We start from the raw sequence: 25,550 nt of genomic DNA on the forward strand, positions 1-25,550 counted from the left end.
CGGCGCCGGACCGCGCGACTGGCAGGGTCCGGCGCCGAGGGCCGGCGCCGGTTCCGGAGCGGCGGGCTCCGGAACCGGGGGCGTCACTTGTTGACGCAGGTGTTGCCGAAGGCCGGGTTGATGAGCCCGATGACGTTGATGCTGTTGCCGCACACGTTGACCGGGATGTGGACCGGGACCTGGATGACGTTGCCGCTGACGACGCCGGGCGAACCGACGGCGGCACCATGGGCGCCGGCGTCGGCGGAGGCGATCCCCGCGCCACCCAGGACGACGGCGCAGCCGGCGGCGGCCACCGTGGACACGCGAGCAAGTCGCTTCATCGTCGAAATTCCTTTCAGTTCACCAACAGGACGTCACGCTCAACGACGCCGGAGGCGATCGGATGCGGACACTGGGCCGTTCGGTACCCGGGCGGAGGGCGGTGGTGGCGCAACGGGGTGACCGCCCCTCCGGCCGGGTGGTGGAAAGGGCGGACCGACCGGCGCGCCGCGTCAGTCCGAAAGCTGACGTTCTGTCACGGTTCAGCCTGCTTCGTCTAAGGGAAGCGGGGAGCCGCTGATGACACCGTCCACCAGCCGTATCCGGCGTGCCGCAGCATGCGCCGCGCCGGTCGCCGCCGTGACCGCCGCGCTCTGCGCCGCCGCATCGGCTCCCGCGCCCCGCGAGGCCGCAGCCCTCCCCTTCACCGTGCGCTACCACGCGGTCCAGCGCGGCGGCATCGCCCGCGCCGCCAACACGGCCACCCGCTGCCTGCGCGCAGTCGACCGACGGGCGGCCCCCTGCCCCTCGGTGGACAAGGGTGCCGCCGGCGTCAACGGCCAGTACCAGATCCGGTACGCCGACCTCGACCACGACCGCAACACCTACAACTCCACCCGCGCCTCGCTGCGCCTGCCCCGCGGCGCCCAGGTCGCCTACGCGCGGCTGTACTGGGGCGCCAACCTGCGCGTGGGCGAACAGAAGCCGTCGCGTGAGAAGGCCCGCGTGCTGGTGGCCGAACCCGGCGGGCAGTACAAGGAGGTCCGCGCCGACACCGTCGTGGGACACCGCGTGAACCGGCAGGCGGACGCCTACCAGGCCTCCGCCGACGTCACGCGGCTGGTGCGCGCCGGCGGGCCGGGAAGCTGGACGGTCGCCCAGGTCGACGTCGCGATGGGGCACTCCGCGGCCGGCGCCTGGGGCGGCTGGACGCTCGTCGCCGCCTACCAGGACCGGCACGCGCCGCGCCGCCACCTGGTGCTGTGGGACGGGTTCCGCTCCCCGGACCCCTGGACGGGAGAGCTGACCGTCACCGTGCCGCGGACCAGGACACCGGCCGGGGCACGCGGCCGTGTCGGGATCGTGGGCTACGACGGCGACCGGGGCGCCGCGCACCGGGACTCGCTCACCCTCGCGACCGGCGCGGGCCCCGCCGTCGCACTAGCCGACCGCGCCAACCCCGTCGACGACATCCTCAACTCCACCATCAGCGAGGGCGGACGCCACACCACCGCCCGCAAGCCGGCCCACCGCAACACGCTGGGCTACGACTCCGACGTCATCGACGCGCGCCGCGCCCTGCACTCCGGCGGCGACCACCTCACCCTGCGCTTCGTCAGCGCCGGTGACGACCACCTGCTGGGGGCCGTCTTCGCCCAGGTCGACGCCGCGCGCTGACCCGGCGTGGGCCCGGTAACCGATTCCCCTAGACGCTGCGAAGAGGCTTTGTGTGCTGTCGGAGACCAGAACGCACCACGACCGGCTGACGGTCCTGCACCTGACGCAGCCCGTGGCAGGCGGGGTGGCCCAGGTCGTCACCGACCTCGTCCGCGCCCAGACCGCGCAGGGGCTGCACGTCCACCTCGCCTGTCCCGCCGAGGGCCCGCTGGCCCGCGCCGGTGCCGGCGCGGGCGCCCGCGTCACCGAGTGGGCCGCCCGGCGCGAGCTGGGTGCGCACGTGGCCGGCGAGGTCCTGCGGGCCGCCCGGCTCGTCCGCCGGATCAAGCCGGACGTGGTGCACGCCCACAGCGCCAAGGCGGGGCTCGCCGCCCGCCTCGCGCTGCGCGGCACCGTGCCCACCGTGTACCAGCCGCACGCCTGGTCCTTCGAGGCCGTCCAGGGCGGAGCCGCCCGCCTCGCGCGGCACTGGGAACGCCTCGGCGCCCGGTGGGCCGCCCGCATCCTGTGCGTCAGCGAGGCCGAGCGCGGAGCCGGTGAACGCGCCGGGGTGGGGGGTGCGTTCCGGGTCATCCGCAACGGTGTCGACCTCGCGCGCTACACCGCCGCCCTCCCCGCCACCGGGCCGCGAGCGGCGGACGGGGCGGCGGAGCGGTCGGCCCCCGACGGCCCGCTGGCCGTGTGCGTGGGCCGGCTGTGCCGCCAGAAGGGACAGGACGTGCTGCTGTCGGCGTGGCCGGCGGTCCGGGCAGCCCTCCCCGCGGCGCGACTGGTGTTCGTGGGCGACGGCCCCGACGAGCGGGCGCTGCGCGCACAGGCCGCCGGCGACCCCTCCGTCACCTTCGCCGGCGCCAGCGCCGACCCCCGCACCTGGTACGCGGCGGCCGACCTCGTCGTGCTCCCCTCCCGCTGGGAGGGGATGGCCCTGGCCCCGCTGGAAGCCATGGCCTGCGGCCGGCCCGTCCTGGTCACCGACGTCGGCGGCGCCCGCGAGAGCCTCCCGCCCGGCCACGCCGGCCACTGCCTGGTGGCGCCCGCAGACCCGGCCGCCCTGGCCGGCGCGCTGCGGCGGCTGCTCCCCGACGCGGCGCTGCGCGCCCGCCTCGGCGCCACGGGAGCGGCGCACGTCCAGGCCTCCTTCGACGTGGCGCACACCGCCGCGGCGGTCCTCGACCTCTACCACGACCTGCTGCGCACGCCGGTCCCCGCCGGCAGAGAGAGGGTCACCCGATGACCACGGAGAGCACGGAGAACGTGCCGCACACCACGCACGTCGTGCCCCGCCCCAAGACCGGCCACGGCCCCGGACCGGCGCGCCCGGAACCCGGGGCGCCGCCCCCCGGGCCGGGCCGGGCCCCGGCCGCACGACGCGCCGGACGGGAGGCCACCCCGCAGGTCGCGGCGGACTCACTCGCCGCCGTGGGCACCGCCTGGCTCCTCGGCGCCCTCACCGCCCGGCCGCTGCCCGTCCTGGTCGTCCTCGGCGTCTGGGCCGTCTTCCTCACCCTGGGAGCGCGGGCCGACGCCTACCTGCCCGGCCTCCGCCCGCAGGCCGCGACCGAACTCCCCGCCCTCCTCGCACGCGCCCTTCTCGCCTGGTGCGTGCCGGTGGCCCTGACCGGCGGGGCCTGGGAGCGGCCCGACTGGCGCCTGCTGCTGCCGGCCGTCCTCCTGCACACCGCGGCCGCCGGCGCGCTGCGCGCCGTCGGCTACTTCCTCCGGCGCCGCGAGGCGCGCCGCCGGCCGCGACCCACCCTCCTCGTCGGCGCCCCGGCGGCCACCACCGCCCTGGCCGGCACGCTGAGCGCCCACCCCCGCTACGGGCTGCGCCCGGTGGGCACGGTGGACCTGTGGCCCGGCCGGGCGGCGTCCACCGAGCCGCCGCTGTCCCCGCTGCCGGTGCTGCGCAGCCCGCAGGAGGTCGCCCGGGCCCTCACCGGTGGTCGTGTCACCGACGTCGTCCTTGCCCAGGCACCGGGCGAGCTGCCGCAGTGGCCGGAGGTGGGCCGCCTCCTGGCGGCACACGGCGTCACCTGCTGGCTGCTGGGACCCGACGCGCACCTCGCGGGCCGGCGCAGCGCCGACCACGTATGGGGGCACGCCTGCCGGCGCCTGGCACCCCTCGTCCCCGCCGCCCGCGCCGGTGCCGTCAAACGGGTCCTGGACCTCCTCCTGGTGACCCCCGCGCTGGTCCTGGCGCTGCCGGTCATGGCCGGGTGCGCCCTGGCGCTGCGGCTGTCCGACGGGCCCGGGGTCGTCTTCCGCCAGGAGCGCGTCGGCCGGCACGGACGCCCCTTCACCGTGCTGAAGTTCCGCACCCTGCGTCCCGCCGACGACTACGAGTCCGCGACCAGGTGGAGCGTCGCCGACGACCGGCGCATGAGCCGCACCGGGGCGCTGCTGCGCCGCACCTCACTGGACGAGCTGCCGCAGCTGTGGAACGTGCTGCGCGGCGACATGAGCCTGGTCGGACCGCGCCCCGAACGGCCCTACTTCGTGCAGCAGTTCACCCACGCCCACGCCGGTTACGGGGACCGCCACCGGATGCCGGTCGGCATCACCGGGCTCGCCCAGACCCACGGCCTGCGCGGGGACACCTCCATCGCCGACCGGGCCCGGTTCGACAACCACTACATCGACACCTGGTCGCTCTGGCAGGACCTGCACATCCTGTGGCGCACCGCCGCCTCGGTGCTCCGTCTCGAAGGGAGGTGAGACCGTGACCGTCCTCGACCTGCCGGTCCGCCCCGGCGACACCCCCCGGGACAGCCGGCCGCCGGGCCCGCCCGCACCGCGGCCACGTGGCCGGACCCCTTGCCTGCCGGCCGCCGCCGAAAAGCTCCTCCCGGCGCTCCCGGTGTGCGCCGTGCTGCTGGCGCTGTGCCTGCCCGTCCCCCGCGGGGACGTGGCCTCCTCGGGCCACGCCACCCTCCCCGACCTCGTCTCGGCCCTCGCGGTGCTGTGGTGCGCCCTGTCACTGCTGCGCCACCGGTCCCGCCCGCTGCGCCCGGTCACCGCGCTGCTGTGGGGCGCGCCCGTCCTGGCGTTCGCCGCCGCCACCCTCACCTCCGGCGACGTCCCGGCGAGCCTGCCGGGACTGGTGCGGTGGATGCAGATCTTTGTCGCCGTGCCGGCCGCGGTGACGCTCACCCTGCGCCGCACCGACCACGTCCGCGCCGCCTGCTGGGCGCTGGTGACCACCGCCCTCGTGCAGGGCGCCGTCGGCGTCCACCAGAACCTCACCGCGACCGGGGCCTCCTACCGGGGCCAGGACATCCGGGCCGTGGGCACCTTCGGCGCACTCGACGTCATGGGGATGTCGGTCGTCGTCGGCTGCGGCCTGGTGGCCGCCCTCGCCCTGGGGGCCGGCGCCCCCAGCCACCGACGTACCCAGCGGTGGACCGCCTACGGCTGCGCCGCCGCACTCACCCTCCCGCTGATCTGCTCCTACAGCCGGGGCGCCTGGATCGCCACCGCCGTGGCCGGCACCGTCGTGCTGCTGATGACCGGCCCGCGCCGGGCACTGGCCGTCCTCGCCGCGCTGGCGGCCGGCGCCGTGGTCCTCGTCGCCGGGCTCGGCGTCGGCTCGGCGACGGTGGGGGAGCGGCTGACGAGCATCGCCCGCATCCACGACGCCCCCGACCAGTCGGTGGTGGACCGTTACGCCCTGTGGGACGCGGCCCTCGGCATGTGGAGCGACGCACCGGTGACGGGCGTGGGCCTCAAGCGCTTCCCGGCCGACCGCGACGGCCACGCCCCGCTCGGCCTGTCCGCCGGCAGCGACACCGCGGGGGCCGGTGGACAGTTCGTCCGCGAGCCGCTGCTCTCCCCCCACAACCTCTACCTCCTCGTCCTCAGCGAGCAGGGGCTGTGCGGTGCCCTCGCCGTGGTCGGGGGCTGGGCGGCGATGCTCGTCGCCGGGGTGCGAAGGCTCCACGACACCCGGCTGCGCGGCCGCCCCACGGACGTCGGGGCCGCTGCCACGGGCGTCCTGGTGTGGATGCTCGTGGACTTCTTCAGCAGCGACATCGGCGGCCCGTCGACCGTGCTCACCGGCGTGGTCCTGGGGCTCGGCGCCCACTGGGCGTTCCCGGCGCGGAAGGAGGGCACGGCATGACGCGTTCCACCCGGCCCGACGCCCCCCGCGAGGCCGGCCACGGGAGACCGCCGCGGGCCCGCCGGGGCACACCCCCGCCGGCCGGCAGACCGACCGCCGCACCGGTCGCGGCGGGTGGCCGGGCCCGCGGCGCCGGGCTGCGGCCCGCGACCGGCGGCACCGCGGCGGTCGCCGAGACCGGGCGACTGGGCCGTCACCTGGCGCGGGCCGCCGCGGTCACCGCGGTCCTCACCGCGGCCGGTTCGCTCTTCGGCCTGGTGCGCGACCAGACCATCGCCCGCTTCTTCGGCGCCGGTGGGGACACCGACGCCTTCCTGGTCGCCTGGACCGTGCCCGAGACCGCCGCCACGCTCCTGATCGAGGACGCGATGGCGCTGGTGCTCATCCCCGCCTTCAGCCTCGCGCTCTCCCGGCGGGCCACCTCGCCGCAGGGCACGCCCGGCACCCCGCCCGGCCCGGACCCGGTGCGGGCGCTGGTCGCCGCCACCCTGCCGCGGCTCCTGGCGGTTCTGGTGTGCGCCGCCGCGCTGCTGGCGCTCCTCGCCCCGCAGCTCGTCGCGGTGCTGGCGCCCGGCCTGCGCGAACCGGCCACCGCCGTGGACTGCACCCGCCTGACGTCCCTGACCGTGGTCGGGTTCGGCCTCGCCGGGTACTTCAGCGCCGCCCTGCGCGCCCACCGCAGCTTTCTCGCGCCGGCGGCCATCTACGTGACCTACAACCTCGGCATCGTCGCCCTGATGGTCGCGGGCCACGTCACCTGGGGCGTGCGGTCGGCCGCGGTGGGCGTCGCCGTCGGCGCGGGGCTGATGGCACTGGTCCAACTGCCCCCGTTCTGGCGGCACCTGCGACGCGCCCCCCGGCCCGCGGGCGCCACCCTGCGCCGTGCCGCCGCCCGGGCCCCGCTGCTGGGCGCCGCCACGTTCGTGCCTGTCGTCTCCTTCGCGCTCACCCGGCAGGCGCAGGTGCTGGTCGAGCGTCACCTGGGCTCGGCGCTGCCGCCCGGCGCCATCTCCCACCTCAACTACGCGCAGAAGATCGCCCAGATGCCGATGGTGCTGTCGCTCATGGTCGTCACCGTCACCTTCCCGGTGGTCGCCCGGGCAGTGGCCGACGGCGACGCGGTACGTGCCCGGCGCCGCGTCGAGCGGGACCTCGCCCTCGCGGCGGCCGTCGTCCTGGTCGGCGCCGCCTATGTCGTGGCCTGCGCCCCGCAGATCGTGCAACTGCTCTTCCAGCGGGGAGCTTTCGGGGCCGCGGACACCGCCGCGACCGCCTCGGTGATGCGGGTCTACGCCTGCGGGCTGCTCGGCCACAGCCTCACCGGGGCGCTGGTGCGGCCGTTCTTCTCCGCCTCCCGGCCCACCTGGTACCCGGCCCTGGCGATGGCCGCCGGCCTGCTCGTCACCGTCGCCGTCGGCCGGCTGAGCGTCCACCACCTCGGCGTGCACGGCATCGCCGCCGCCAACGCACTGGGCATCACCACCACCGCCCTGCTGCTGCTGCGGGGGCTGGGCAGCCGGGTGGTGGCGGTGCGGGTGCGGGCCGTGGCCGGGAGCCTGGCGCGGCTCGTCGGGGCCGCCGTGCCCGCGGCGGGTGCCGGCTGGGCCGTCGGCCTGCTCAGCACCTCGCCGCTGACCGGAGCTGCCGCCGGCGCCGCCGCCGTGCTGGTCACCTTCGCCTGCGCCGCCACCGCACTGGGCGCCCCGCAGGTCCCGGAGCTGTTCGCCACCGTCAAACGAAGGCTCGTCCATGCCCGCTGAAGAAGCCCTCCCCGCCCCCCGCCCCCGCGCGGCCGTGCCGCGCGCCCGCCGCCACCGCACCACCTCGCCCTGGGTGCTGATGTACCACTCGGTCACCGACACCACCGACGACCCCTACCGCGTCACCGTCTCGCCGGCCCGCCTGGACCGCCAGTTGCGCTGGCTGAGCGCCCGCGGCCTGCGCGGAGTCGGCGTGGCGGAACTGCTGCGGGCCCACGCCGCGGGCCGCGCCGCCGGACTGGTCGGACTGACCTTCGACGACGGCTACGCCGACTTCCTGACCGACGCGCTGCCGCTACTGCGCCGCCACGGGGCCACGGCCACGGTCTTCGTCCTGCCCGGACGGCTCGACGGCGACAACGCCTGGGACCCGCTGGGCCCCCGCAAGCCGCTGCTGGACGCCGACGGCATCCGCGCGGTCGCCGCAGCCGGCATGGAGGTCGGGTCCCACGGCATGACCCACACCGACCTGACCACCGCCGACGAGCCGACGCTGCGCGAGGAGACGGCCGGCAGCCGCACCGCGCTGACCGAGCTGACGGGCGCGGCACCCGAAGGGTTCTGCTACCCCTACGGCACCGTCGACGAGCGTGCCGTCACCGCGGTCCGCAGTGCCGGCTACGCCTACGCCTGCGCCATCGACCCCGGCCCGCTGACCTCCCGCCACGCCCTGCCGCGGGCCCACGTCGGCGCCTCGGACACCTCCGTGCGCCTGCACCTCAAGCGACTGCTCCACCCCGTCCGCAGGCGCCCGCTGCCCGCCGAGGGGACCTCGGCACCCCTGCCGAGCGGCACGGAGGCCCCGGCGTGAGGGTGCTGCACGTCATCACCGGCCTCGGGGTGGGCGGCGCCGAGCAGCAACTGCGGCTGCTGCTGCGGCACCTGCCCGTCCACTGCGAGGTGGTGACCCTCACCGAGCCCGGCCCTGTCGCCGCCGGCATCCGCGCCGACGGCACCTGCGTCACCCACCTCGGCATGGCCGGCAACCGCGACCTCGCCGCGCTGCCGCGTCTGGTGCGCCACATCCGCGAGGGCCGCTACGACGTGGTCCACACCCACCTGTACCGGGCCTGCGTGTACGGGCGGATCGCGGCCCGGCTGGCCGGCGTGCGCGCCGTGGTGGCCACCGAACACTCCCTGGGCGACACCCAGTTGGAGGGCCGCCCCCTCACCCGCGGAGTCCGCGCCCTGTACCTGGCCACCGAACGGCTCGGGACCCACACCGTCGCCGTCTCCGACACCGTCGCCCACCGCCTGCACCACTGGGGCGTGCCTGCTCCGCGGGTCCACGTGGTCCCCAACGGTGTCGACGCCGCCGCCTTCCGCTTCGACCCGGGCGCCCGCGACGCCCTCCGGGCCCGGCTCGGCCTGGCACCGGACCACCTCGCCGTGGCGGGAGTGGGGCGCCTGGTGGCGGGCAAGCGCTTCGACGCCCTCCTCGACGCGGTGGCCGCCGTGGACCGGGCACACCTGCTGCTCGCCGGCGACGGACCCGAACGCGGCGCACTGAGCGCCCGGGCGCGCGCTGCGGGCGCCGCCGACCGCGTCCACCTGCTGGGCCAGTGCCCGGGGCCCGGCTCGCCCGGCGTCCCCCAGGTGCTCGCCGCCGCCGACGTCTTCGTCTCGGCCTCGCAGGAGGAGACCTTCGGACTCGCCGTGGTCGAGGCACTGGCCGCCGGACTCCCCGCCCTCTACGTGACCTGCCCGGCGCTGGAGGACCTCCCGGCCGGCGCCGCCCCCGGCGCCCGCCGCGTCGCGCCGCCCGCCGGTGCGCTGGCCGCCGCCCTGGCCCCGCTGGCCGCCGCCCCGCCGCTCCGCCGGCCGGTGCCGGCTGCCGTCGCGCACTACGACGTCGCCCGTAGCGCCCGCCACCTCACGGCCCTCTACCGGGCCGCCGTCACGCCTCCCGCCGTACCCGCCGGCCCCCGGGCGGAGGTGCGCACCGCACCCCCGCCGCCGCGCCGCGCCCACCGTTCCGCCTCGTCCAGAGGAGCCCACCGATGACCCGAACCGTCAAGACGGCACCGACCGGGACCCTGCGTACCCGTGCCGCCGCCCTCCGCAGCCGGGTGTCCCGCCGCGGCCGCCCCCTGCCGCTGTGGTGGCCGCTGCCGCTGTGCGCGGCGCTGGGCGCGGCGGCCGGCGCCGGGTACGCCACCCAGGCCGAGCCCCGGTACGCCGCCACCAGCTACGTCGTCGTCACCCCCGCCAAGGACGCGGAACCCGGCACCGCCCTCGGCTTCGCCCAGGCGTACGGGCGTCTGGTCACCGACCCGGTGGTCCTCAAGGGCGCCCGGTCCGCGCCCGGGCTGCCGGACGGGCCGCTGCGGGGCCACGTCGAGTCGCAGACCTCCCCCGACGCCCCGATGATCGAGATCGTCGGCACCGCGGCCCAGCCCGCCCAGGCCGCCAACGTCGCCAACGCCGTGGCGCGTTCCCTCGCCGACGCCGCCCGCACCTCCGCCCAGCAGACCGGCGCCCGGCTGACCCTGCTCTCGCCCGCCCTCCGGCCCGACGTGCCCGTCTCGCCCACCCCCGCGCTCGCCCTCGGCGTCGGGGCCTGCGCCGGCGGGCTGGTCGGCGGCCTCGCCCTGCTGGTGCGGCCCCGCGAACAACGCCCGGCACCGGTGCAGGCCGCACTGCCCGCCCCCTCGGCCGGCCCGCCGGCGCAGGGCGCCGAACCGGTGGAGGCGGCCCGATGAGGACGGCCCCCGACCGTCCGGCGGTGCCTCTGACGACGGTGCCGCGACCGGCCGCCGCGCCTGCCGCGCCCCGCTGCGTCACCACCGTGTCCCGCGACCCCGCCGAGTTCCTCGCCCTGGGCCCGGAGTGGGACGCGCTGCGGCGGCGCTGCCGGCCGGCCACGCCCTTCCAGAGCCATGCCTGGCTGGCCTCCTGGTGGCGCTCCTACGGCCGGCCGGGGCGGCTGCGGGTGGTGCTGGTCCGGCAGGACGGGCGCCTGGTCGCGGCGGCGGCGCTGACCCTCGCGTACCGCCCCTACCCCGTGCTGCAACCGCTGGGCGGCGCCATCTCCGACTTCCTGGACGTCCTGGTGGACGACGCCTGCCCCGCAGCGCCCGCCGAGCTGGCCCGCGCGCTGCGCACGGCGGCCCGCGGCGCCCTCCTGGACCTGCGGGAGCTACGCCCCGGGGCCGCCGCCGAACGGTTGCGCCCGCACTGGAGCGGCACCCGGTGGGAGGCCGCCGACTCGGTCTGCCTGGAACTCCCCGGACTGCCCATGGAGGACCTGCTGCGGCGGTTGCCCGGGGCCAGCGCCAAGCGCACCCGCGCCAAGCTGCGCCGCATCGACCGCCTCGGAATCTGCGAGCGCGGTGTGCCCCCGGCCGGGGTGGCGGACGCGGTGGGGACCATGCTGCGGCTCCACGAGCGGCAGTGGCGGGGCCGCGGGGTGACGCCGGAACACCTGCGGCCACGGTTCGCCGCCCACCTGACCCGCGCCACCCGGGCGATGGCCGCCGACGGGGACGCCGTGGTCACCGAGTTCCTCCTCGGTGAGGAGGTGATGGCCTGTGACATCACCTTCACCTCCGAGGACCTGGTGTGCGGTTACCTGTACGGCGCCGATCCCCGGCTGCGGGACCGCAAGGTCGACATCGCCACCATGCTGCTGCGCCACGACGCCCACCACGCCTCCTCCGGCGGCCACCGGGTGCTGAGCCTGCTGCGGGGCACCGAGTCCTACAAGCAGCGCTGGCGCCCGGAGACGGTGCGCAACCGCCGGCTGCTGCTCGCGCCGCGGGGGCTGGCCCCCGTCCTCCTGCTGCACGCCGCGCAGCTCACCGCACGGGCGCGGGTGGCGCGGCTGGTGCGGGAGCGGGCGGACCTGGGGTGGGCCCGCCGCCTGCTGACCCGGGGGCACCCCGCACAGGACGGGCCGTCGTGACGCGGGGGAGGGCGGCCGGCGTCCCCTCCGGCCCTCAGGGGTCAGCGCCGGTCGTCCGCCCGCGGCAGCCAGCCCAGCCGCAGGCACAGCCGGTGGCGTCCCAGCAGCCGGGAGAACCAGCCGCGCAGTTCCAGGCAGCGGCGCGGCGCCGGACGGACACCGGCGGCCGGGCGCCCGTGCGGGGGACGGGTGGCGGGAGCGGGCGTGGCGGTGGGCTCCGGCCGAGCCCCGCCTGTCGCGGCCGGGCCGGGCACGGTGGTGGGGGACGACGACTGCGGCCGGCCGAAGAGCGCCTCACGGTAGGCGCGGGCCGAGGCCGGGTTCTCCTCGCAGCCCCACACGCCGTGCGGGCAGTAGTCGGTGATGGTCTGGTAGACGGGGTGGTGGCGGTCCATCCACTTCAGCATCTGCGTCACGTACCCGGGGTTGTCGCCGTTGCGGAACAGCCCCCACTCCGGGTAGGAGACCGGCTTGCCGTGCGCGGCGGCGAAGTCCACCTGTGCCTGGAGTCCGAAGGGTTCGTGGACCATGTCGGAGAAGGACTCGCCGGCCGGCTGGTCGTAGGAGTCCATGCCGAGGATGTCCACGACGTCGTCGCCCGGGTAGCACTCCGTCCAGCCGATGGCGTCCCTGCCGCGGCTGGGCGTGAAGTCGAACCGGAACCGCTGGCCGGGCACCTCGCGCATCACGGTGACCACGCGCCGCCAGTACGCCTTCCACGCCTCGGGGTCGGGGGCGCAACGGTGCGTGTACGTGGTGCCGTTCATCTCCCAGCCCGGTACCAGCACGGTGTCGGGCACCCCGGCGTCCACGAGGTGGTGGGCCAGGGTGCGGAAGTGCTCGTCGAACTCGCCGCCTGCCGCCCGGCGCAGCAGTTCGCGCACCTCCTCGTCGCCGACGCGGTTCTCGTTCCCCTCCAGCAGCGGCACGTTCAGGACGAAGAGCCGGTCGGAGGCGCCCTGCTTCCACCGTGCCCAGGGACGCAGGAAGGCGGGACGGCCCTCGATGTTCTGCCAGGTGTCACCGGGCAGATAGGTGTGACCGACCCGCAGGTCGGTGCCGCCCAGCCAGTCCTGGAGCTGGTCGATCTCCGGCACGTTCTCCGCATCGGACCCCACGAAGGCACCGAGCGCGGAGTCGAGGGCGGGACGCCCGGCGTTCCCGTGCGGTGCCCGGGCCGCGTCCGGGGGCACCCGGGCGGGTTGCGGCAGCAGGATCGTGCAGGAGCTGAGGAGGAGACCGGCGGCGAGGCTCGCGCAGCTCGCGGCGGTCACGCGGTGGTGGCGTGTACGCATCGCTCCTCCTGGGGGTCGTCGGGTCGGCCCCGGGCTGCGGTGCCCGACCGTACCCGCCCAGCCATACCCCTATATTTCCTTTTTCGCACCAAAGGGGCCAGTAAAAGGCTTATCTGATCACTCGTTAGGACAACATTGCACTCTCTCGCCCCTCCACCCAGCCCAGGGAGCGCCGCCGTGCCCGACCTCGACACCGGCGTCCCCGCACTGCTGCTCAGGCTCGACCCCAACCCCTTCCACCACGGAACACTCGGCGCCGTGCGGTCCCTGGGGCGCGCCGGGGTCGAGGTGCACGCCATGGTGGCGCCGCCCGGGGGGCCCGTCGCCCGCTCCCGCCACCTGTGCCAGGTCCACGCCCCGCCCGCCACCACTAGCCGGGACGCCCTCCACGAGGCGCTGCGGCGCGCCTCGGACGCCATCGGTCGCCCCGCGCTCCTCCTCGCCCTCGACGACCGCGGCGCCATTGCCGTGGCCGAACTGGCCCCGGCCCTCGCCGGCCGCTACCTGCTGCCGGAGATTCCCGGCCACCTGGTCGCCCGCGTCGCCGACAAGTCCGAACTCGCCGCCCTCTGCGCCGAGCTGGCGATCCCGCACCCCACCACCCTGGTGCCTGACGACCCGTCCGAGGCCGCCGACGCGGTCCGGGAGCTCGGCGCGCCGGTGGTCGCCAAGTGGAGCCGCCCGTGGCTGCTGCCACCGGGCATGCGCAGCACCACGCTGGTGCGCAACCCTGCGCAGGCGAGCCTCCTGCACCGGCTCAGCGCACGTGCGGGCAGCCGGCTGCTGCTCCAGCGCCACCTCCCGGGCGGACGCGGCACCGACTGGTTCTTCCACGGCTACGCCGGCGAGGACGGCGCCTTCCTCGTCGGCGGCGCCGGCCGCAAGGAACTGTCCTGGCCGCCGCGGACCGGCCTGACCGCGCTCGGCACCTGGCGCCCCAACCCCGCGGTGGAACAGGCCGCCGCCCGGCTCGCCGCCCGCGTCGGCTACCGGGGCGTCCTCGACCTCGACTTCCGCCTCGACCCGGTGGGCGGCGACTACCACCTGCTCGACTTCAACCCCCGCCCCGGCGCCCAGTTCCGGCTCTTCACCTGGGACGGCGGACTGGACGTGGTGCGGGCCCAGCACCTGCACCTGACGGGCCGTGCGGTGCCCCGGACCGCAGGGGCGCCCGGCCGCCTCTTCGTGGCCGAGAACTACGCCGCCCTCTCCGCTCTCGCCGCCCTCGTCCGCCCCGTCCGGCACCGGGAGGCCCGCCCCCGGCCGCCGGCACCCGCAGCGGCCGCCGCCCCGGCACCGCCCGCCGGGCACCGGCCGTCCACCGCCCGCCGCACCTGCGAAGGCGCCTGGTGGGCCGCCGACGACCCGCTGCCGCTCCTCGCGATGGCCGCCTCCTGGAGCCTGGCCGGGGCCCGCCGCGTGCTGCGCCTGCCTGCCGGCGCCACCGCACCGGTGCCCGCGCTGCCCGCCCCCGCACCACCGGGCACCGCCCCGCAACCGTCCGACGAAGCCCGCCCCCGGCCGGCAGCACCCGCCCGGCCGGGCGCCACCCGAGAAGGAGAAGCACGACCATGTACGACCTCGTAGTGGTGGGGGCAGGCCCCTACGGCCTGTCCGTCGCCTCCCACGCGGCGGCGGCCGGACTCTCGCTCCGCGTCCTGGGACGCCCGATGGCCTCGTGGCGGGACCACATGCCCACCGGCATGTACCTCAAGTCGGAGCCCTCCTCCTCCAACCTCTCCGACCCCGCGGCCCGGCACACCCTGGCCGCCTACTGCGCCGACCACGGTGTCGCCGTCAGCCACGGACGCCCGTTGCCGGTGGGGACGTTCACCGCCTACGGGCAGTGGTTCGCGCAGCGGGCGGCACCCCCCGTCGACGAACTCACCGTGACCTCGGTGACCCCCGCCGCCACCGGCTTCCGCCTCCACACCGCCGAGGGGGAGACGCTGGCCGCCCGCACCGTCGCGCTCGCCGTGGGCGTCATGCCGTTCGTGCGGATGCCGCCGCCACTGCGCCGGCTGCCCCGGCACCTGGCCACCCACAGCAGCGACCACGCCGAGCTCTCCGCGTTCGCCGGCCGCGACGTCACCGTCATCGGAGCCGGCCAGGCGGCCCTGGAGACCGCCGCGATCCTGGCCGAGGCGGGCGCACGGGCGCGGGTGGTGGCACGCGCCGACCGCCTCAACTGGAACACCCCGCCGCAGCCGCTCCAGCGCTCCCGTCTCACCGCGCTGCGCGACCCGCACTGCGCCCTGGGCACGGGCTGGCCCAGCTGGGTGTGGTCGCAGACCCCGTGGGCGGTGCGGCGGCTGCCCGCCGGGGCCCGGGTGCACATCGCCCGCACCGCCCTGGGCCCGGCCGGTGCCTGGTGGCTGCGGGACCGCTTCGAGTCGGCGGTGCCCGTGCTCCTCGACCGCCACCTGACCGGCGCCCGGCCCGAGGGCGACGGAGTGCGCCTGACCCTGCGCACCGGCGAGGGCGGCACCGAGATGCTGGAGACCCAGCACGTCATCGCGGCCACCGGGTTCACCCCCGAACTGGGGCGCCTGAAGCTGCTGGCGCCGGAGGTCCGCGACTTCCTGCGACGGGTGGGCACCAGCGACGCCCCCGACCTCGGCGCGCGCTTCGAGTCCTCCCACCCCGGTCTCTTCTTCGCCGGGCTGCTGGCGGCACCGACCTTCGGTCCGTCGATGCGCTTCGTGCACGGCGCCACCTTCACCGCGGCCCGCCTGGTGGCGGGCGTCTGCCGGCGTCTGGGCGAGCAGCGGCTCACGGGCGTGCCCCGGCCGGGCGGCCCCGCCGGGCGGGCCCTGTCCCGCTCCGCGCGCTGACCGAGCGGAGCACACCCGTACACACGGCCGCACCGCCGGCCCCGGGCAGGGGCGGCGGTGCGGCCGTGTCACGGTGCCCCGTAGGGGCGGGCGGTCTCAGGCGCCGAACTCGGCCGGGTCCGGGCCCAGCCGGGTGCCGGCGTCCAGGCCGGCCAGGGTGCCGAGGTCCTCGTCGTCCAGCTCGAAGCCGAAGACGTCGAGGTTCTCCCGGATGCGGGAGGGCGTCGCCGACTTCGGGATCGCCACGTTGCCGAGCTGGAGGTGCCAGCGCAGGACGGCCTGGGCGGGCGTCACGCCGTGCTTGTCCGCCACGCTCCGCAGCGTGGCGTCCTCCAGCAGCCCCTTGCCCTGGCCGATGGGGGACCAGGCCTCGGTGGCGATGTTGTGCTGGGCGTGGAAGGCGCGCGAGGCGGCCTGCTGGAACTGCGGGTGCAGCTCGATCTGGTTGACCGCCGGGACGACGGAGGTTTCCGCCATCAGCCGCTCCAGGTGCTCCGGCAGGAAGTTGGAGACGCCGATGGCCTTCGCCCGGCCCTCCTGGAGGATCTTCTCCAGCGCCCGGTAGGTCGCCACGTACTCGTCACGGCCGGGGAGCGGCCAGTGGATGAGGTAGAGGTCGACGTAGTCCAGGCCGAGCTTCTTCAGCGAGGTGTCGAACGCCTTCAGCGCTGCGTCGTACCCCTGGTCGTCGTTCCACAGCTTCGTGGTGACGAACAGGTCCTCGCGCGGCACTCCGGAGGCGGCGACGGCCTTGCCCACGCCCTCCTCGTTGCCGTACGCGGCGGCGGTGTCGATGGAGCGGTACCCCGCCTCCAGGGCGTGCCCGACCGCGGTGAAGGCCTCGTCGTCCGGGATCTGCCAGACCCCGAAACCGAGCTGGGGCATCACGGTGCCGTTGTTCAGGGTGATGTTCGGGACCTTGCTCACGAGCTTGCGACCCTTCGCGTTCGAGGTGCGTTTTCCACGGGCGGCAACGACGCGGTGACGGCCCGCATTCCCACAGGTGGGCACCGGTTTCCGTCGTCTCGCTGCGCCGCCTGGATCCGACTGCCCACTGCGGGCGGTTTTATCACCGGCGGCTGCGGCGGAACCGTGGGAAGTGGCCCCGTCGGCGCGGGATCAGACGTGGTAGAGCGCGTCGATCTCGGCCGCGTAGGCCTCCTGGATGGAGCGGCGCTTGAGCTTCAGCGAGGGGGTCAGCAGCCCGCGGTCCTCGGTGAAGGGGTGGGTGAGGATACGGAAGGCCCGGATGGACTCGGCCTTGGAGACCATGGTGTTGGCCGCCGCCACCGCACGGCGCACCTCCGCCTCCACGTCCGGGTCGCGCACCAGTCTGCGGGCGAGCATCTCCGGTCTGCCCCGCGCCGCGAGCCAGTGGGCGATCGCCTCGGGGTCCAGCGTCACCAGCGCGGAGACGAAGGGGCGGTTGTCGCCGACGACGATGCACTGGTGCACCAGCGGATGGGCACGCACCCGCTCCTCCAGCGGCCCCGGCGAGACGCTCTTGCCGCTGGAGGTCACCAGGATCTCCTTCTTGCGCCCGGTGATGGTGAGGTAGCCGTCCGCGTCCAGTTCGCCCAGGTCGCCGGTGGCCAGCCAGCCGCTGTGCAGCACCGCCTCGGTCGCCTCGGGCTGCCCCAGGTAGCCGCGGAAGACCTGGCCGCCGTGGAGCCAGACCTCGCCGTCCTCGGCGATCCGCACGGTGGTGCCGGGGACGGGCTGACCCACAGTGCCGAAACGGGCCCGCTCGGGCGGGTTGGCGGTGGCCGCCGCCGTGCACTCGGTCAGGCCGTAGCCCTCCAGGATCCGCACCCCGGCCCCGGCGAAGAACAGACCCAGCCGCCGTTCCATCGCCGAACCGCCGGACATGGCGTGCCGCATCCGCCCGCCCAGGGCCTCCCGGATGCGGGAGAAGACCAGCTTGTCGTAGACCTGGTGCTGCATGCGCAGGGCCGCGCTCGGCCCGTGCCCCGTACCGAAGGCCCGGGCCTCCACGGCCTGGGCGTAGCGCACCGCGACGTCCGCGGCCTTGTCGAACGCGTCCGCCCGGCCGCCCCGCTCGGCCTTGCGGCGCGCCGAGGCGAACACCTTCTCGAACACGTACGGCACGGCCAGGACGAAGGTGGGGCGGAAGGACTGCAGGTCGGGCAGCAGGTCGGCGGCCGAGAGGCTGGGCTGGTGGCCGAGCTTCACGCCGCCCCGGATCGCCGCCACCTGCACCATCCGTCCGAAGACGTGGGCCAGCGGCAGGAAGAGCAGGGTCGCGGCCTCGTCGCGGCGCCGCGACCGGAAGACGGTGTCGTAGCGGGCCACCACGTTGTCGCACTCCGCCATGAGGTTGGCGTGGGAGATCACGCACCCCTTGGGACGCCCGGTGGTGCCGGAGGTGTAGATGACGGTGGCCACCGTGTCGGGGGTGACCGCGGCCCGGTGGCGGTGGACCACCTCGTCCTCGATCCGGCTGCCGGCCGCGGTCAGCTCGGCGACGGCCCCCGCGTCCAGCTGCCACATGCGGCCCAGTGACGGAAGCGTGCCGATGACCGAGCCCACCGTCATCGCGTGGTCCTCGTGCTCGACGATGCAGGCCGTCGCCCCCGAGTCCTGGAGCATCCAGCGGACCTGCTCCGCCGAGGAGGTCGGGTACAGCGGGACCGACTGCGCGCCGATCGACCACAGTGCGTAGTCGAAGAGCGTCCACTCGTAGCGGGTACGCGACATGATCGCGATCCGGTCGCCGAACCGGACGCCCTGGGCCAGCAGGCCCTTGGCCAGCGCCAGCACCTCGTCCCGGAACTCGGCGGTGCTCACGTCCCGCCACCGACCCCTCGCGTCCTTGCGTCCCAGGGCGGCCCGGTGGGGTTCGGACTCGGCCTGGCTGTAGACGACGTCAGCCAGGCCACCCACCCAGGGCCCCGCAGTCAGCGGCGGGACGGAGAACTCGCGCAATGCCCCCGAACTCCTCTTGTGATCCGATAGGCCCGTGACCGTACCCCAGGCCACCCGCCCGGGGGGAGACTCCCCTGAAACGCCGGATTCAGGTGAGTGCGCGTCAGGTGGTTCGCGCGGACACGGCATAGCGAACAAAAGGGGGCCAACAGGGCGCGAGTCTCGTCGTACCGTCGCCGAAAGCCCACCGCTCCGGGACGTTTTCTGCACCAGATCCCCTCACCGTCGAATGCTTCGCGACCGCGAACACTGGGGAGGGCCGGCCTGCGCGGCGGCGTGTCGCCGTACTGGCGTATCCGGCGGGCCGGCCGGGGGCGCGGCGCGGTGCCGGCGGCCAGACTGGCCCCATGACCGAGAGACGGCGGACCGAGGGGCGGAGCGCGGCGCTGCCCGCCACCGAAGGCGGCGCAGGGCCGGCCGAGGACGGCCTCGCGCAGCGGGCACGGGCCCGGCGGACGCTCGCCGGCCGGGCCCGTGACGCAGCCGACCTCGCGTTGCTCATGGACATGCTGGATCTGCATCCGCGGGCGGACGCACGGGCGCGGCCGGTGACCGAACCGCTGGAGACCGGGCGTCCACCGGGCTCCGCCTTCCCCCGCTGACGCGGCGGGCGGCGTGGCTCAGGGGAGCCGCAGCCGCTGCTCGTCGTCGAGGATGCGCCGGGCCAGCGCCCGGACCGCGCCCTGCGTCACCGGCGCCGGCCGGCGCTCGCCGTGCAGCAGCACGAAGTCCACCTCGCCGAGGTCGGGCAGCCCCGCCCGCGGTCCCACGTGGACCAGGCCCGGCGGGACCATGCCCGCGGTGTGCGCCATCACCCCCAGCCCGGCGCGGGTGGCGGCGACGAGCCCGTTGAGGCTGCCGCTGGTGCAGGCGATCCGCCACCGCCTGCCCGCCGCCTCCAGCACGTGCAGCGCCCGCGCCCGGGTCACGGCCGGCGGCGGGAACACCACCAGCGGCACCGGCCGCTCCGGGTCCGGCCGCAGCCCCTCGCCGGCCACCCACACCAGGCGGTCACGGCGCACCAGGCGCCCGGCGGGGCCCTCCTCGCGGCGCTTGGCCAGGACCAGGTCCAGCCGTCCCGCCGCGAGCCGGCTGTGCAGGTTCTCGGACAGCTCGACGGTCAGTTCGAGGTCCACCTCCGGGTGGTCGCGGCGGAACCCCGCCAGGACCTCCGGCAGCCGGGTCAGCACGAAGTCCTCCGAGGCGCCGAAGCGCAGCCGCCCCCGCGGCCGGTCGCCGGCGAAGAAGTCGGCGGCCCGCTCGTTGGCCGCGAGGATCGTGCGGGCGAAGCCGAGCATGGCCTCGCCGTCCTCGGTCAGCTCCACGCCGTGGGTGTCCCGGGCGAACAGGCGGCGCCCCGCGGCCTCCTCCAGCCGGCGAACCTGCTGACTGACGGTGGACTGCCGCACGCCCAGCTCACGGGCCGCGCGGGTGAAGCTCAGCGTCCGCGACACGGCAAGGAACGTCCGCAACTGGACCGGCTCGAACACCTGGCCCCCTTCCGCCCGTCGACACCCCTGACCAGCGGCGGACCGGGTCACGCGGGCGGCGGACATCACGAGAGATGATGACAGTGACCACGGTAAACGGTCTTCCCGATCAAGTGCCGCTACGGCATCCTGCGGAGGGCACCGTCCTGTGCCTTCCCCCGACACGAACGAGAGAGCCCCATGCGCCGCCCGCAGCTCCGACTGCCCTCCTGGCTCCCCGTGGACGGTTACATCCTCGCGTTGGTGGCGACGGTCGTCCTCGCGGCCTTCCTCCCGGCCCGCGGCGCGGTGGCCGACGGCGTGGACTGGGCCGCCAAGGCAGCGGTCGCCCTGCTCTTCTTCCTCTACGGTTCGCGGCTGTCCACCCGCGAGGCGATGGCGGGGCTGCGGCACTGGCGGCTCCACCTGACCGTGCTGGCCTGCACCTTCCTCGTCTTCCCGGCCCTGGGGCTGGCCGCCCGCCTCCTGGCCCCGGAGGTCCTGCCGCCCTCGCTCTACACCGGGCTGCTCTTCCTGTGCCTGGTGCCCTCGACGATCCAGTCCTCGATCGCGTTCACCTCGATCGCCCGCGGCAACGTCGCCGCCGCCATCTGCGCGGGGTCCTTCTCCAGCCTCGTCGGCATCGTCGCCACCCCCCTGCTGGCCGCAGCCCTCATCGGCGGCGACGCGGGCGGCCTGTCCGCCGACGGCCTGCTCTCCATCGCCACCCAGCTGCTGCTGCCCTTCGTCGCGGGACAGCTGCTGCGCCGCTGGGTGGGCGGCTTCATCACCCGCCACAAGAAGAGCCTCGGCTACGTCGACCGCGGCTCGATCCTGCTGGTGGTCTACTCGGCGTTCAGCACCGGCGTCGTGATGGGCGTCTGGCACCAGGTCTCGGTCCTGCGACTGCTGCTGCTCCTGGCGGTGGAGGCGGTCCTGCTGGCCGTGATGCTCACCGCGACCACGATCGGCTCGCGCCGGCTGGGCTTCGACCGTGCGGACCGGATCGCGATCGTCTTCTGCGGCTCCAAGAAGTCGCTGGCCTCCGGCCTGCCGATGGCCAGCGTGCTCTTCGGCGCCCAGGCCAGCCTCGCCGTGCTGCCGCTGATGCTCTTCCACCAGATGCAGCTCATGGTCTGCGCGGTCATCGCCAGGCGTTATGCGGCCGGTGCGCCGCAGGAGGCCGAAGCGGCCCAGACCCCGGCGCCCACCCCGTCACCAGAACCCTCCGTCTCCACCGCGAGTCCGCGGAACTGAGCGCCGGGCGACCGCCACGGCCGTGGGGTGACGGCCCCCGCGCTAGGCCACGAACGGGTGAGGGTTGTCCTCGCGGAGCGGGGGCACCCACCGCTCCAGCACGGTCGGCACCTGTCATGCGTTCGGGGACAGCGCACCGTGCGTCGCAGGAAAGGGGCGGCGAGCGGGGAACGGGCCCCGGGCCCACCACCCGCTCGCCGCCCTTCCCGCTCCCATCGCCCCGACAGGGTCCGACGGGCGCCGGGCCCGGCCGGAGCGCGGGCCCGCAGGGCTCCTACCGCACCGTGTCCCGCACCAGGGCCGCACGCCGGCTCCGCTGCACCGGCGGCCCCACGTTCGGCACCGCCGCGACACCACCCGCCCGGATCGCTTCCACCGCCGCCTGGTGCACGGCCCTGCTGTGGGCCTCGGACTGGGCGGGGACGGGGCTGCCGCCCATCGTGAACCAGTCCAGCGCGCCGGTGTACTGCACAGCCACGTCCGCCTGCCCGTCATACCAGGTGGTGTGCACGGTCAGGTCCCCGGTGATGGTGCCCACCTCCTGGGTCGCCACACCGCCCAGTCCGGCGATCACGCCCGTCGTCGTCCAAGACGCCCATGCCATCTGCCTCACCTCGTCCGCTCCCGAAGGCCCTGGCCCACGCCCTGCCCGCGCGGGGCCGCCGCGGCTCGTTCCTCCAGTGTCGCTCGTCCGGCCCGAAGCACGCCATGGGGCGGCGGCGGACTCCCACCACCAGCGGACGGCGGCCCGCGGCTGCGGACGCGGACCGCCCCCTCCCGCAGCCGGGTGCCACCGCCGCTCCGGCCTGCGGGGCCCGCCGCTCCGACGCGGGGCGGCGGGTCCGCCGAGCGGCGTCAGGACGTCCAGGACACGCCGCTGATCCGGGAGAGCGGCAGGTCGAGCGCGACCGGGCCCGGCACCCTGGCGTTCCTTTGCCGCACCCGGGCGAGCTCCGCGTCGCTGAGCGCCCGCCGGTAGACCCGCACCTCGTCCAGCGCGCCGGCGAACTGGGCCGTGCCGTCCGGGCGCTGCCCCAGGTGGACGCCGAAGACGTCGTTGCGGCTCACCGAACCCGGCACGTCGGCCCCCGACCCCGGCGTCCCGCCGTCCACGGCCAGGGCGAGCCGGCCGCCGGAGCGGCGCAACGAGAGGTGGTGCCACCGGCCGTCGTTGTGCGCGTCCGGCACCGTGACGGTGGCCGTGGTGGCCGGCAGGCCGCCCTGCCGGGCGGTCATCAGGCCCTCGATCCGCCCGGACCCGGGCAGCGCGCGCAGCGCCACCTGGGGCGAGGTGGTGCCCACGCCCCCCATCCACAGCAGGGGCTGCTCCCCGCTGGTCGCGGTGTAGCGGAACCACAGGCTCACGGTGAAGTCGCCGGCCCCCAGGCAGAGCGAGGAGCGGAACGGCAGCCGGATCGCGTCGTCCACGCCGTCGAAGACCGCCGCGCCCCCGAACGGGCCGGCGGCCACCCCCACGCCGCCCAGCACGGCGGCGCCCGCCGCGCCCGGTGCCCGGTCCCGGGTGGTGGGGTCGGGGCCGCGCCGCGGGCCCAGCCAGTTCTCGGTGAAGCTGACGAAGCGGATCTGCTCGCGGGAGTCCGCCTGGCCGCCCTCGTAGAGCAGTCCCGTTTCCCGGGGCGTGACGTTGACCAGGTCGGAGTAGCCCGACCAGTCCCCGGTGACGCGGGCGCCGCGGTCCGCGCCCTCCCAGGTGCGCCCCTCGTCCCAGGAGGAGCGGATGGTCATCCAGCGGCGGCGGTCGGGATCGGCGGGGGCCGCGAACAGCAGCCGGTCGTAGCCGTCCCGGGCCCGGCTGCGCAGCCGCAGCAAGGAGCCCTGGACGACCGGGGTGTAGAGGCCGGGGAGGGTGCGGAAGGGCTCGCTGAAGGAGTCCCCGCCGTCCGCGCTGACGGCGGCCGTGCGGTGCCCGAGGTCGGTGCCGTCCTCCTCACGGGCGTTGACGTACACAGCGCCGTCCGCCCGCTCGACCACCGACAGTTCCGAGGGCTCCTGGCGGTAGGTGGTGTCCGCCGCCACCGCCCACTCCTGGCGGGCGCCCAGCCGCCAGGTAGTGCCGTGGTCGTCGCTGACGGCCAGCGCCGCGAGGTGGCCGGTGACGCGCCCGTCGGCGAAACTGCGCGCGTTCAGCCCGAAGACGAGCCGTCCGGCGTGCCGGCCGTGGGCGAGCTGGATGCCGTGCACCGGGCCGGTGGCGTACCAGGAGTTCCACCGCGCCGGACGCAGGGCGCCCCCCAGGTCCTTCGGTGTCGACCAGGTGCGCCCGTCGTCGTCGCTGTACTGGACGTAGGGCGTCCGGGCGCACGGGTCGTGGCAGTTGCGGCCGTCGTGGATGCCCTTGTTGTAGGTCTCGGCCAGGACGATCCGCCCGGTCCGCTCGTCGACCATCGGCGTGGGGTTGCCGTGAGTGTCGCCCCCGCCGTCGTTGACGACCTGGAGCGGCCCCCAGGTGCGGCCCCCGTCGGTGGAGCGCTTGACCACGATGTCGACGTCCCCCGCGTCACCGCAGTCCTCGATCCTGCCCTCGGCGAACGCCAGCAGGGTGCCGCGGGTGGTCCGCACGATCGCAGGGATGCGGAAGCAGGCGTACCCGCGTTCCGCCGACGCGGTGAAGACCACCTGCTGGGCCAGGGACCGGGCGGACGGGGCGGCGCAGGCCGGGAGCGCCTGGGCGACGAGCCCCGCCACACAGAGCGCGGCCCCCGAGAGCACCCGGACGGAGCAGCGGGGCCCGGGCTGCGACGGGGGGCGGTGGGCCGCACGGGCGTGTGGTGGAGCGCCCGCCGCGCACTCGGCGTCGCGCAGGCGCTGCCGTCGCCGGCCTCGCGGATGGCGTGGCGGACGGGGCGCCGGCAGCGCCTGGGGGCGCGGCCCGCGCCCACCGGGGCTGGGGGGAGGGGCGGCGGGAAGGGGCGTCACGTGGGTCCGACCTGTCCTTGGGGCTCGGCTGTCGTCCATGTCGGCTGCCGTCAGCTACGCATGACGGAGAATCAGGGATAAACGGGACCATCCCTGTCCGGGCAGCGTAGGGGGTGCGGCGCGGCCTCGCACGGTGGCCGCGGCGGCCGGAGGGAGGCGCCGGACGGCCGAACGGAGGGCGCCATCGGGCCGAGGGTCGTGCCCGGAGGGCGGCTGCGGCACGGGTGCGGGCGGCCGGCGGGCGCGGAACGGCGCCACGGCCGGGCGGGTGAGGGGGAGAGCCCGGTGGCGGGCCGCGGGGGCGCAGGAGCACCTCGGGGGCGGCCCCGCACGTCACGGCGGACCACCGGGCGCTCGTCGCGCATCCGGTGGACGGCCGGTGCGCGAGGTGGTCGGGCCCCGTCCGGGCCGACCGCGGGGACCGGTCGGCGCAGGGGGCGCTCCTCGCCGGCCGGTCCGTCGGCCCGTGTCGCGGGTTCCTCAGCCGCCGGTCGTGACCGGCAGCGCCAGGCGGTGCTCGCCCGCGTACACGTTCAGGGAGGTGCCCCGCAGGAAACCCACCAGCGTCAGACCCGTCTCGCAGGCCAGGTCGACGGCGAGGGAGGAGGGGGCGGACACCGCGGCCAGGACGGGCACACCGGCCATCACGGCCTTCTGCGCCAGCTCGAAGGAGGCCCGGCCGGAGACCATGAGGACGGTGTCGGAGAGCGGCAGCCGGCCCTGCTGCAGGGCGCGGCCCACGACCTTGTCGACGGCGTTGTGCCGGCCCACGTCCTCCCGCACGTCCAGCAGCTCGCCGTCGAGGGTGAACAGGGCGGCGGCGTGCAACCCACCCGTCCGGTCGAAGACGCGCTGCGCCGCGCGGAGGCGGTCGGGCAGGGCGGTGAGCGTCGCCAGGGAGAGCCGGGGCGACGTGCCCTGCGCCCCGGCCTCCCGCAGGTCCCAGCGTGAGCTGGTGCGGACGGCGTCGAGGCTGGCCTTGCCGCACAGACCGCAGGAGGAGGTGGTGTAGACGTTGCGTTCCAACGTGATGTCAGGGACGGGAACCCCGGGGGCGAGGGTGACGTCCACGACGTTGTAGGTGTTGGAGCCGTCCTCGGTGGCGCCGGCGCAGTAGACGATGTTGGCCAGCTCCCCGGCGCTGCCGAGGACCCCTTCGCTCACCAGGAAGCCGGCGGCGAGGGCGAAGTCGTCCCCGGGGGTGCGCATGGTGATGGCGAGCGGTTTCCCGCCGAGCCGGATCTCCAGCGGCTCCTCGCTCACGAGGGTGTCGGGACGGGAACTGACCGCTCCGTCACGTACCCGCGTGATCTTCCGTCGCTCGGTGACGCGACCCATGCCCGCCCCTTTCCTGCTCGCCCTGGCGGCGCCC

At 76.0% G+C, this 25,550-nt stretch carries 21 protein-coding genes; 13 read left to right on the forward strand and 8 right to left on the reverse strand.

What is annotated here, in order from left to right; all coding sequences use genetic code 11:
* Positions 1 to 83: 83 nt before the first annotated feature.
* Complete coding sequence (locus ACFV3R_RS26910) at positions 84 to 323, reverse strand: chaplin (RefSeq protein ID WP_385588408.1); 240 nt, start codon at positions 321 to 323, stop codon at positions 84 to 86.
* Between the two features lie 238 nt (positions 324 to 561).
* On the opposite strand from ACFV3R_RS26910, the gene ACFV3R_RS26915 reads away from it, so the two are divergent.
* The 9 genes from ACFV3R_RS26915 to ACFV3R_RS26955 are packed head-to-tail and all read left to right on the forward strand — an operon-like array spanning position 562 to position 11,440.
* Entirely contained in the window at positions 562 to 1,659 is a 1,098-nt protein-coding gene (locus ACFV3R_RS26915; protein WP_385588410.1) for a DUF3344 domain-containing protein, read from the forward strand.
* Between the two features lie 52 nt (positions 1,660 to 1,711).
* Positions 1,712 to 2,893 carry a glycosyltransferase family 4 protein gene (locus ACFV3R_RS26920; protein WP_385588414.1) on the forward strand — a complete coding sequence of 394 codons (1,182 nt, stop codon included), beginning with the start codon at positions 1,712 to 1,714 and terminating at the stop codon, positions 2,891 to 2,893.
* Entirely contained in the window at positions 2,890 to 4,374 is a 1,485-nt protein-coding gene (locus tag ACFV3R_RS26925) for a sugar transferase (RefSeq protein ID WP_385588416.1), read from the forward strand. Before ACFV3R_RS26920 ends, ACFV3R_RS26925 begins: the two co-directional genes overlap by 4 nt.
* 4 nt (positions 4,375 to 4,378) lie before the next feature.
* Positions 4,379 to 5,776, forward strand: coding sequence for an O-antigen ligase family protein (locus ACFV3R_RS26930; RefSeq protein WP_385588419.1), 1,398 nt, complete (start codon positions 4,379 to 4,381; stop codon positions 5,774 to 5,776).
* On the forward strand, positions 5,773 to 7,536 hold the full coding sequence (locus ACFV3R_RS26935) for a lipid II flippase MurJ (protein WP_385588422.1): 1,764 nt from the start codon (positions 5,773 to 5,775) through the stop codon (positions 7,534 to 7,536). The genes ACFV3R_RS26930 and ACFV3R_RS26935 overlap by 4 nt, the downstream gene beginning before the upstream one ends.
* A complete protein-coding gene (locus ACFV3R_RS26940) occupies positions 7,526 to 8,347 on the forward strand; it encodes a polysaccharide deacetylase family protein (protein WP_385588425.1) in 822 nt (273 codons plus the stop codon). Before ACFV3R_RS26935 ends, ACFV3R_RS26940 begins: the two co-directional genes overlap by 11 nt.
* Positions 8,344 to 9,540 carry a glycosyltransferase gene (locus ACFV3R_RS26945; RefSeq protein WP_385588427.1) on the forward strand — a complete coding sequence of 399 codons (1,197 nt, stop codon included), beginning with the start codon at positions 8,344 to 8,346 and terminating at the stop codon, positions 9,538 to 9,540. Before ACFV3R_RS26940 ends, ACFV3R_RS26945 begins: the two co-directional genes overlap by 4 nt.
* Complete coding sequence (locus ACFV3R_RS26950; RefSeq protein WP_385588430.1) at positions 9,537 to 10,238, forward strand: lipopolysaccharide biosynthesis protein; 702 nt, start codon at positions 9,537 to 9,539, stop codon at positions 10,236 to 10,238. The genes ACFV3R_RS26945 and ACFV3R_RS26950 overlap by 4 nt, the downstream gene beginning before the upstream one ends.
* Positions 10,239 to 10,261: 23 nt before the next feature.
* Complete coding sequence (locus ACFV3R_RS26955; RefSeq protein WP_385588433.1) at positions 10,262 to 11,440, forward strand: GNAT family N-acetyltransferase; 1,179 nt, start codon at positions 10,262 to 10,264, stop codon at positions 11,438 to 11,440.
* Positions 11,441 to 11,481: 41 nt separating this feature from the next.
* Here ACFV3R_RS26955 and ACFV3R_RS26960 read toward each other — a convergent pair whose 3' ends face one another.
* Positions 11,482 to 12,735, reverse strand: a complete 1,254-nt coding sequence (locus ACFV3R_RS26960) for a glycosyl hydrolase (protein WP_385588436.1) — start codon at positions 12,733 to 12,735, stop codon at positions 11,482 to 11,484.
* Between the two features lie 177 nt (positions 12,736 to 12,912).
* On the opposite strand from ACFV3R_RS26960, the gene ACFV3R_RS26965 reads away from it, so the two are divergent.
* Together ACFV3R_RS26965 and ACFV3R_RS26970 are read left to right on the forward strand one after the other, a co-directional pair.
* Positions 12,913 to 14,322 carry an ATP-grasp domain-containing protein gene (locus ACFV3R_RS26965; protein ID WP_385588439.1) on the forward strand — a complete coding sequence of 470 codons (1,410 nt, stop codon included), beginning with the start codon at positions 12,913 to 12,915 and terminating at the stop codon, positions 14,320 to 14,322.
* Positions 14,307 to 15,569, forward strand: coding sequence for an NAD(P)-binding domain-containing protein (locus ACFV3R_RS26970; RefSeq protein WP_385588442.1), 1,263 nt, complete (start codon positions 14,307 to 14,309; stop codon positions 15,567 to 15,569). The genes ACFV3R_RS26965 and ACFV3R_RS26970 overlap by 16 nt, the downstream gene beginning before the upstream one ends.
* A gap of 96 nt (positions 15,570 to 15,665) precedes the next feature.
* Here the strand turns inward: ACFV3R_RS26970 and ACFV3R_RS26975 are convergent, their stop codons facing one another.
* Entirely contained in the window at positions 15,666 to 16,496 is an 831-nt protein-coding gene (locus tag ACFV3R_RS26975; RefSeq protein ID WP_385588445.1) for an aldo/keto reductase, read from the reverse strand.
* Positions 16,497 to 16,688: 192 nt separating this feature from the next.
* Complete coding sequence (locus tag ACFV3R_RS26980; RefSeq protein WP_385588448.1) at positions 16,689 to 18,515, reverse strand: AMP-dependent synthetase/ligase; 1,827 nt, start codon at positions 18,513 to 18,515, stop codon at positions 16,689 to 16,691.
* A gap of 347 nt (positions 18,516 to 18,862) precedes the next feature.
* Here ACFV3R_RS26980 and ACFV3R_RS26985 point away from each other — a divergent pair, with 347 nt between their 5' ends.
* Positions 18,863 to 19,117 (forward strand): hypothetical protein, encoded by a 255-nt coding sequence (locus ACFV3R_RS26985; RefSeq protein WP_385588451.1) that lies wholly within the window; start codon positions 18,863 to 18,865, stop codon positions 19,115 to 19,117.
* A gap of 18 nt (positions 19,118 to 19,135) precedes the next feature.
* Here ACFV3R_RS26985 and ACFV3R_RS26990 read toward each other — a convergent pair whose 3' ends face one another.
* Entirely contained in the window at positions 19,136 to 20,005 is an 870-nt protein-coding gene (locus ACFV3R_RS26990; RefSeq protein WP_385588454.1) for a LysR family transcriptional regulator, read from the reverse strand.
* 180 nt (positions 20,006 to 20,185) lie between these two features.
* Here ACFV3R_RS26990 and ACFV3R_RS26995 point away from each other — a divergent pair, with 180 nt between their 5' ends.
* Positions 20,186 to 21,241: a bile acid:sodium symporter family protein gene (locus tag ACFV3R_RS26995; protein ID WP_385588457.1), complete on the forward strand. Its 1,056-nt coding sequence runs from the start codon at positions 20,186 to 20,188 to the stop codon at positions 21,239 to 21,241.
* A gap of 274 nt (positions 21,242 to 21,515) precedes the next feature.
* Here ACFV3R_RS26995 and ACFV3R_RS27000 read toward each other — a convergent pair whose 3' ends face one another.
* The 3 genes from ACFV3R_RS27000 to fdhD form a co-directional block, all read right to left on the reverse strand.
* The gene (locus ACFV3R_RS27000) at positions 21,516 to 21,845 is read right to left on the reverse strand and encodes a hypothetical protein (protein WP_385588460.1); all 330 of its coding nucleotides are present in this window, start codon (positions 21,843 to 21,845) and stop codon (positions 21,516 to 21,518) included.
* A gap of 251 nt (positions 21,846 to 22,096) precedes the next feature.
* Positions 22,097 to 23,947 carry an exo-alpha-sialidase gene (locus ACFV3R_RS27005; protein ID WP_385588463.1) on the reverse strand — a complete coding sequence of 617 codons (1,851 nt, stop codon included), beginning with the start codon at positions 23,945 to 23,947 and terminating at the stop codon, positions 22,097 to 22,099.
* A 711-nt stretch (positions 23,948 to 24,658) separates the two neighbouring features.
* A complete protein-coding gene (gene fdhD / locus ACFV3R_RS27010; protein ID WP_385588466.1) occupies positions 24,659 to 25,516 on the reverse strand; it encodes a formate dehydrogenase accessory sulfurtransferase FdhD in 858 nt (285 codons plus the stop codon).
* Positions 25,517 to 25,550: the final 34 nt, after the last annotated feature.

The organism is Streptomyces sp. NPDC059740 (assembly GCF_042733155.1).
Lineage (GTDB): Bacteria > Actinomycetota > Actinomycetes > Streptomycetales > Streptomycetaceae > Streptomyces.

What these genes read in the sequence shown, in the direction of transcription:
- ACFV3R_RS26960 (WP_385588436.1), bottom strand. Translation starts at nt 12,735, where the DNA reads ATGCGTACACGCCACCACCGCGTGACCGCCGCGAGCTGCGCGAGCCTC.
- ACFV3R_RS27000 (WP_385588460.1), bottom strand. Translation starts at nt 21,845, where the DNA reads ATGGCATGGGCGTCTTGGACGACGACGGGCGTGATCGCCGGACTGGGC.
- ACFV3R_RS26925 (WP_385588416.1), top strand. Translation starts at nt 2,890, where the DNA reads ATGACCACGGAGAGCACGGAGAACGTGCCGCACACCACGCACGTCGTG.
- ACFV3R_RS26985 (WP_385588451.1), top strand. Translation starts at nt 18,863, where the DNA reads ATGACCGAGAGACGGCGGACCGAGGGGCGGAGCGCGGCGCTGCCCGCC.
- ACFV3R_RS26995 (WP_385588457.1), top strand. Translation starts at nt 20,186, where the DNA reads ATGCGCCGCCCGCAGCTCCGACTGCCCTCCTGGCTCCCCGTGGACGGT.
- ACFV3R_RS26910 (WP_385588408.1), bottom strand. Translation starts at nt 323, where the DNA reads ATGAAGCGACTTGCTCGCGTGTCCACGGTGGCCGCCGCCGGCTGCGCC.
- ACFV3R_RS26950 (WP_385588430.1), top strand. Translation starts at nt 9,537, where the DNA reads ATGACCCGAACCGTCAAGACGGCACCGACCGGGACCCTGCGTACCCGT.
- ACFV3R_RS26935 (WP_385588422.1), top strand. Translation starts at nt 5,773, where the DNA reads ATGACGCGTTCCACCCGGCCCGACGCCCCCCGCGAGGCCGGCCACGGG.
- ACFV3R_RS26940 (WP_385588425.1), top strand. Translation starts at nt 7,526, where the DNA reads ATGCCCGCTGAAGAAGCCCTCCCCGCCCCCCGCCCCCGCGCGGCCGTG.
- ACFV3R_RS26970 (WP_385588442.1), top strand. Translation starts at nt 14,307, where the DNA reads ATGTACGACCTCGTAGTGGTGGGGGCAGGCCCCTACGGCCTGTCCGTC.
- fdhD (WP_385588466.1), bottom strand. Translation starts at nt 25,516, where the DNA reads ATGGGTCGCGTCACCGAGCGACGGAAGATCACGCGGGTACGTGACGGA.
- ACFV3R_RS26915 (WP_385588410.1), top strand. Translation starts at nt 562, where the DNA reads ATGACACCGTCCACCAGCCGTATCCGGCGTGCCGCAGCATGCGCCGCG.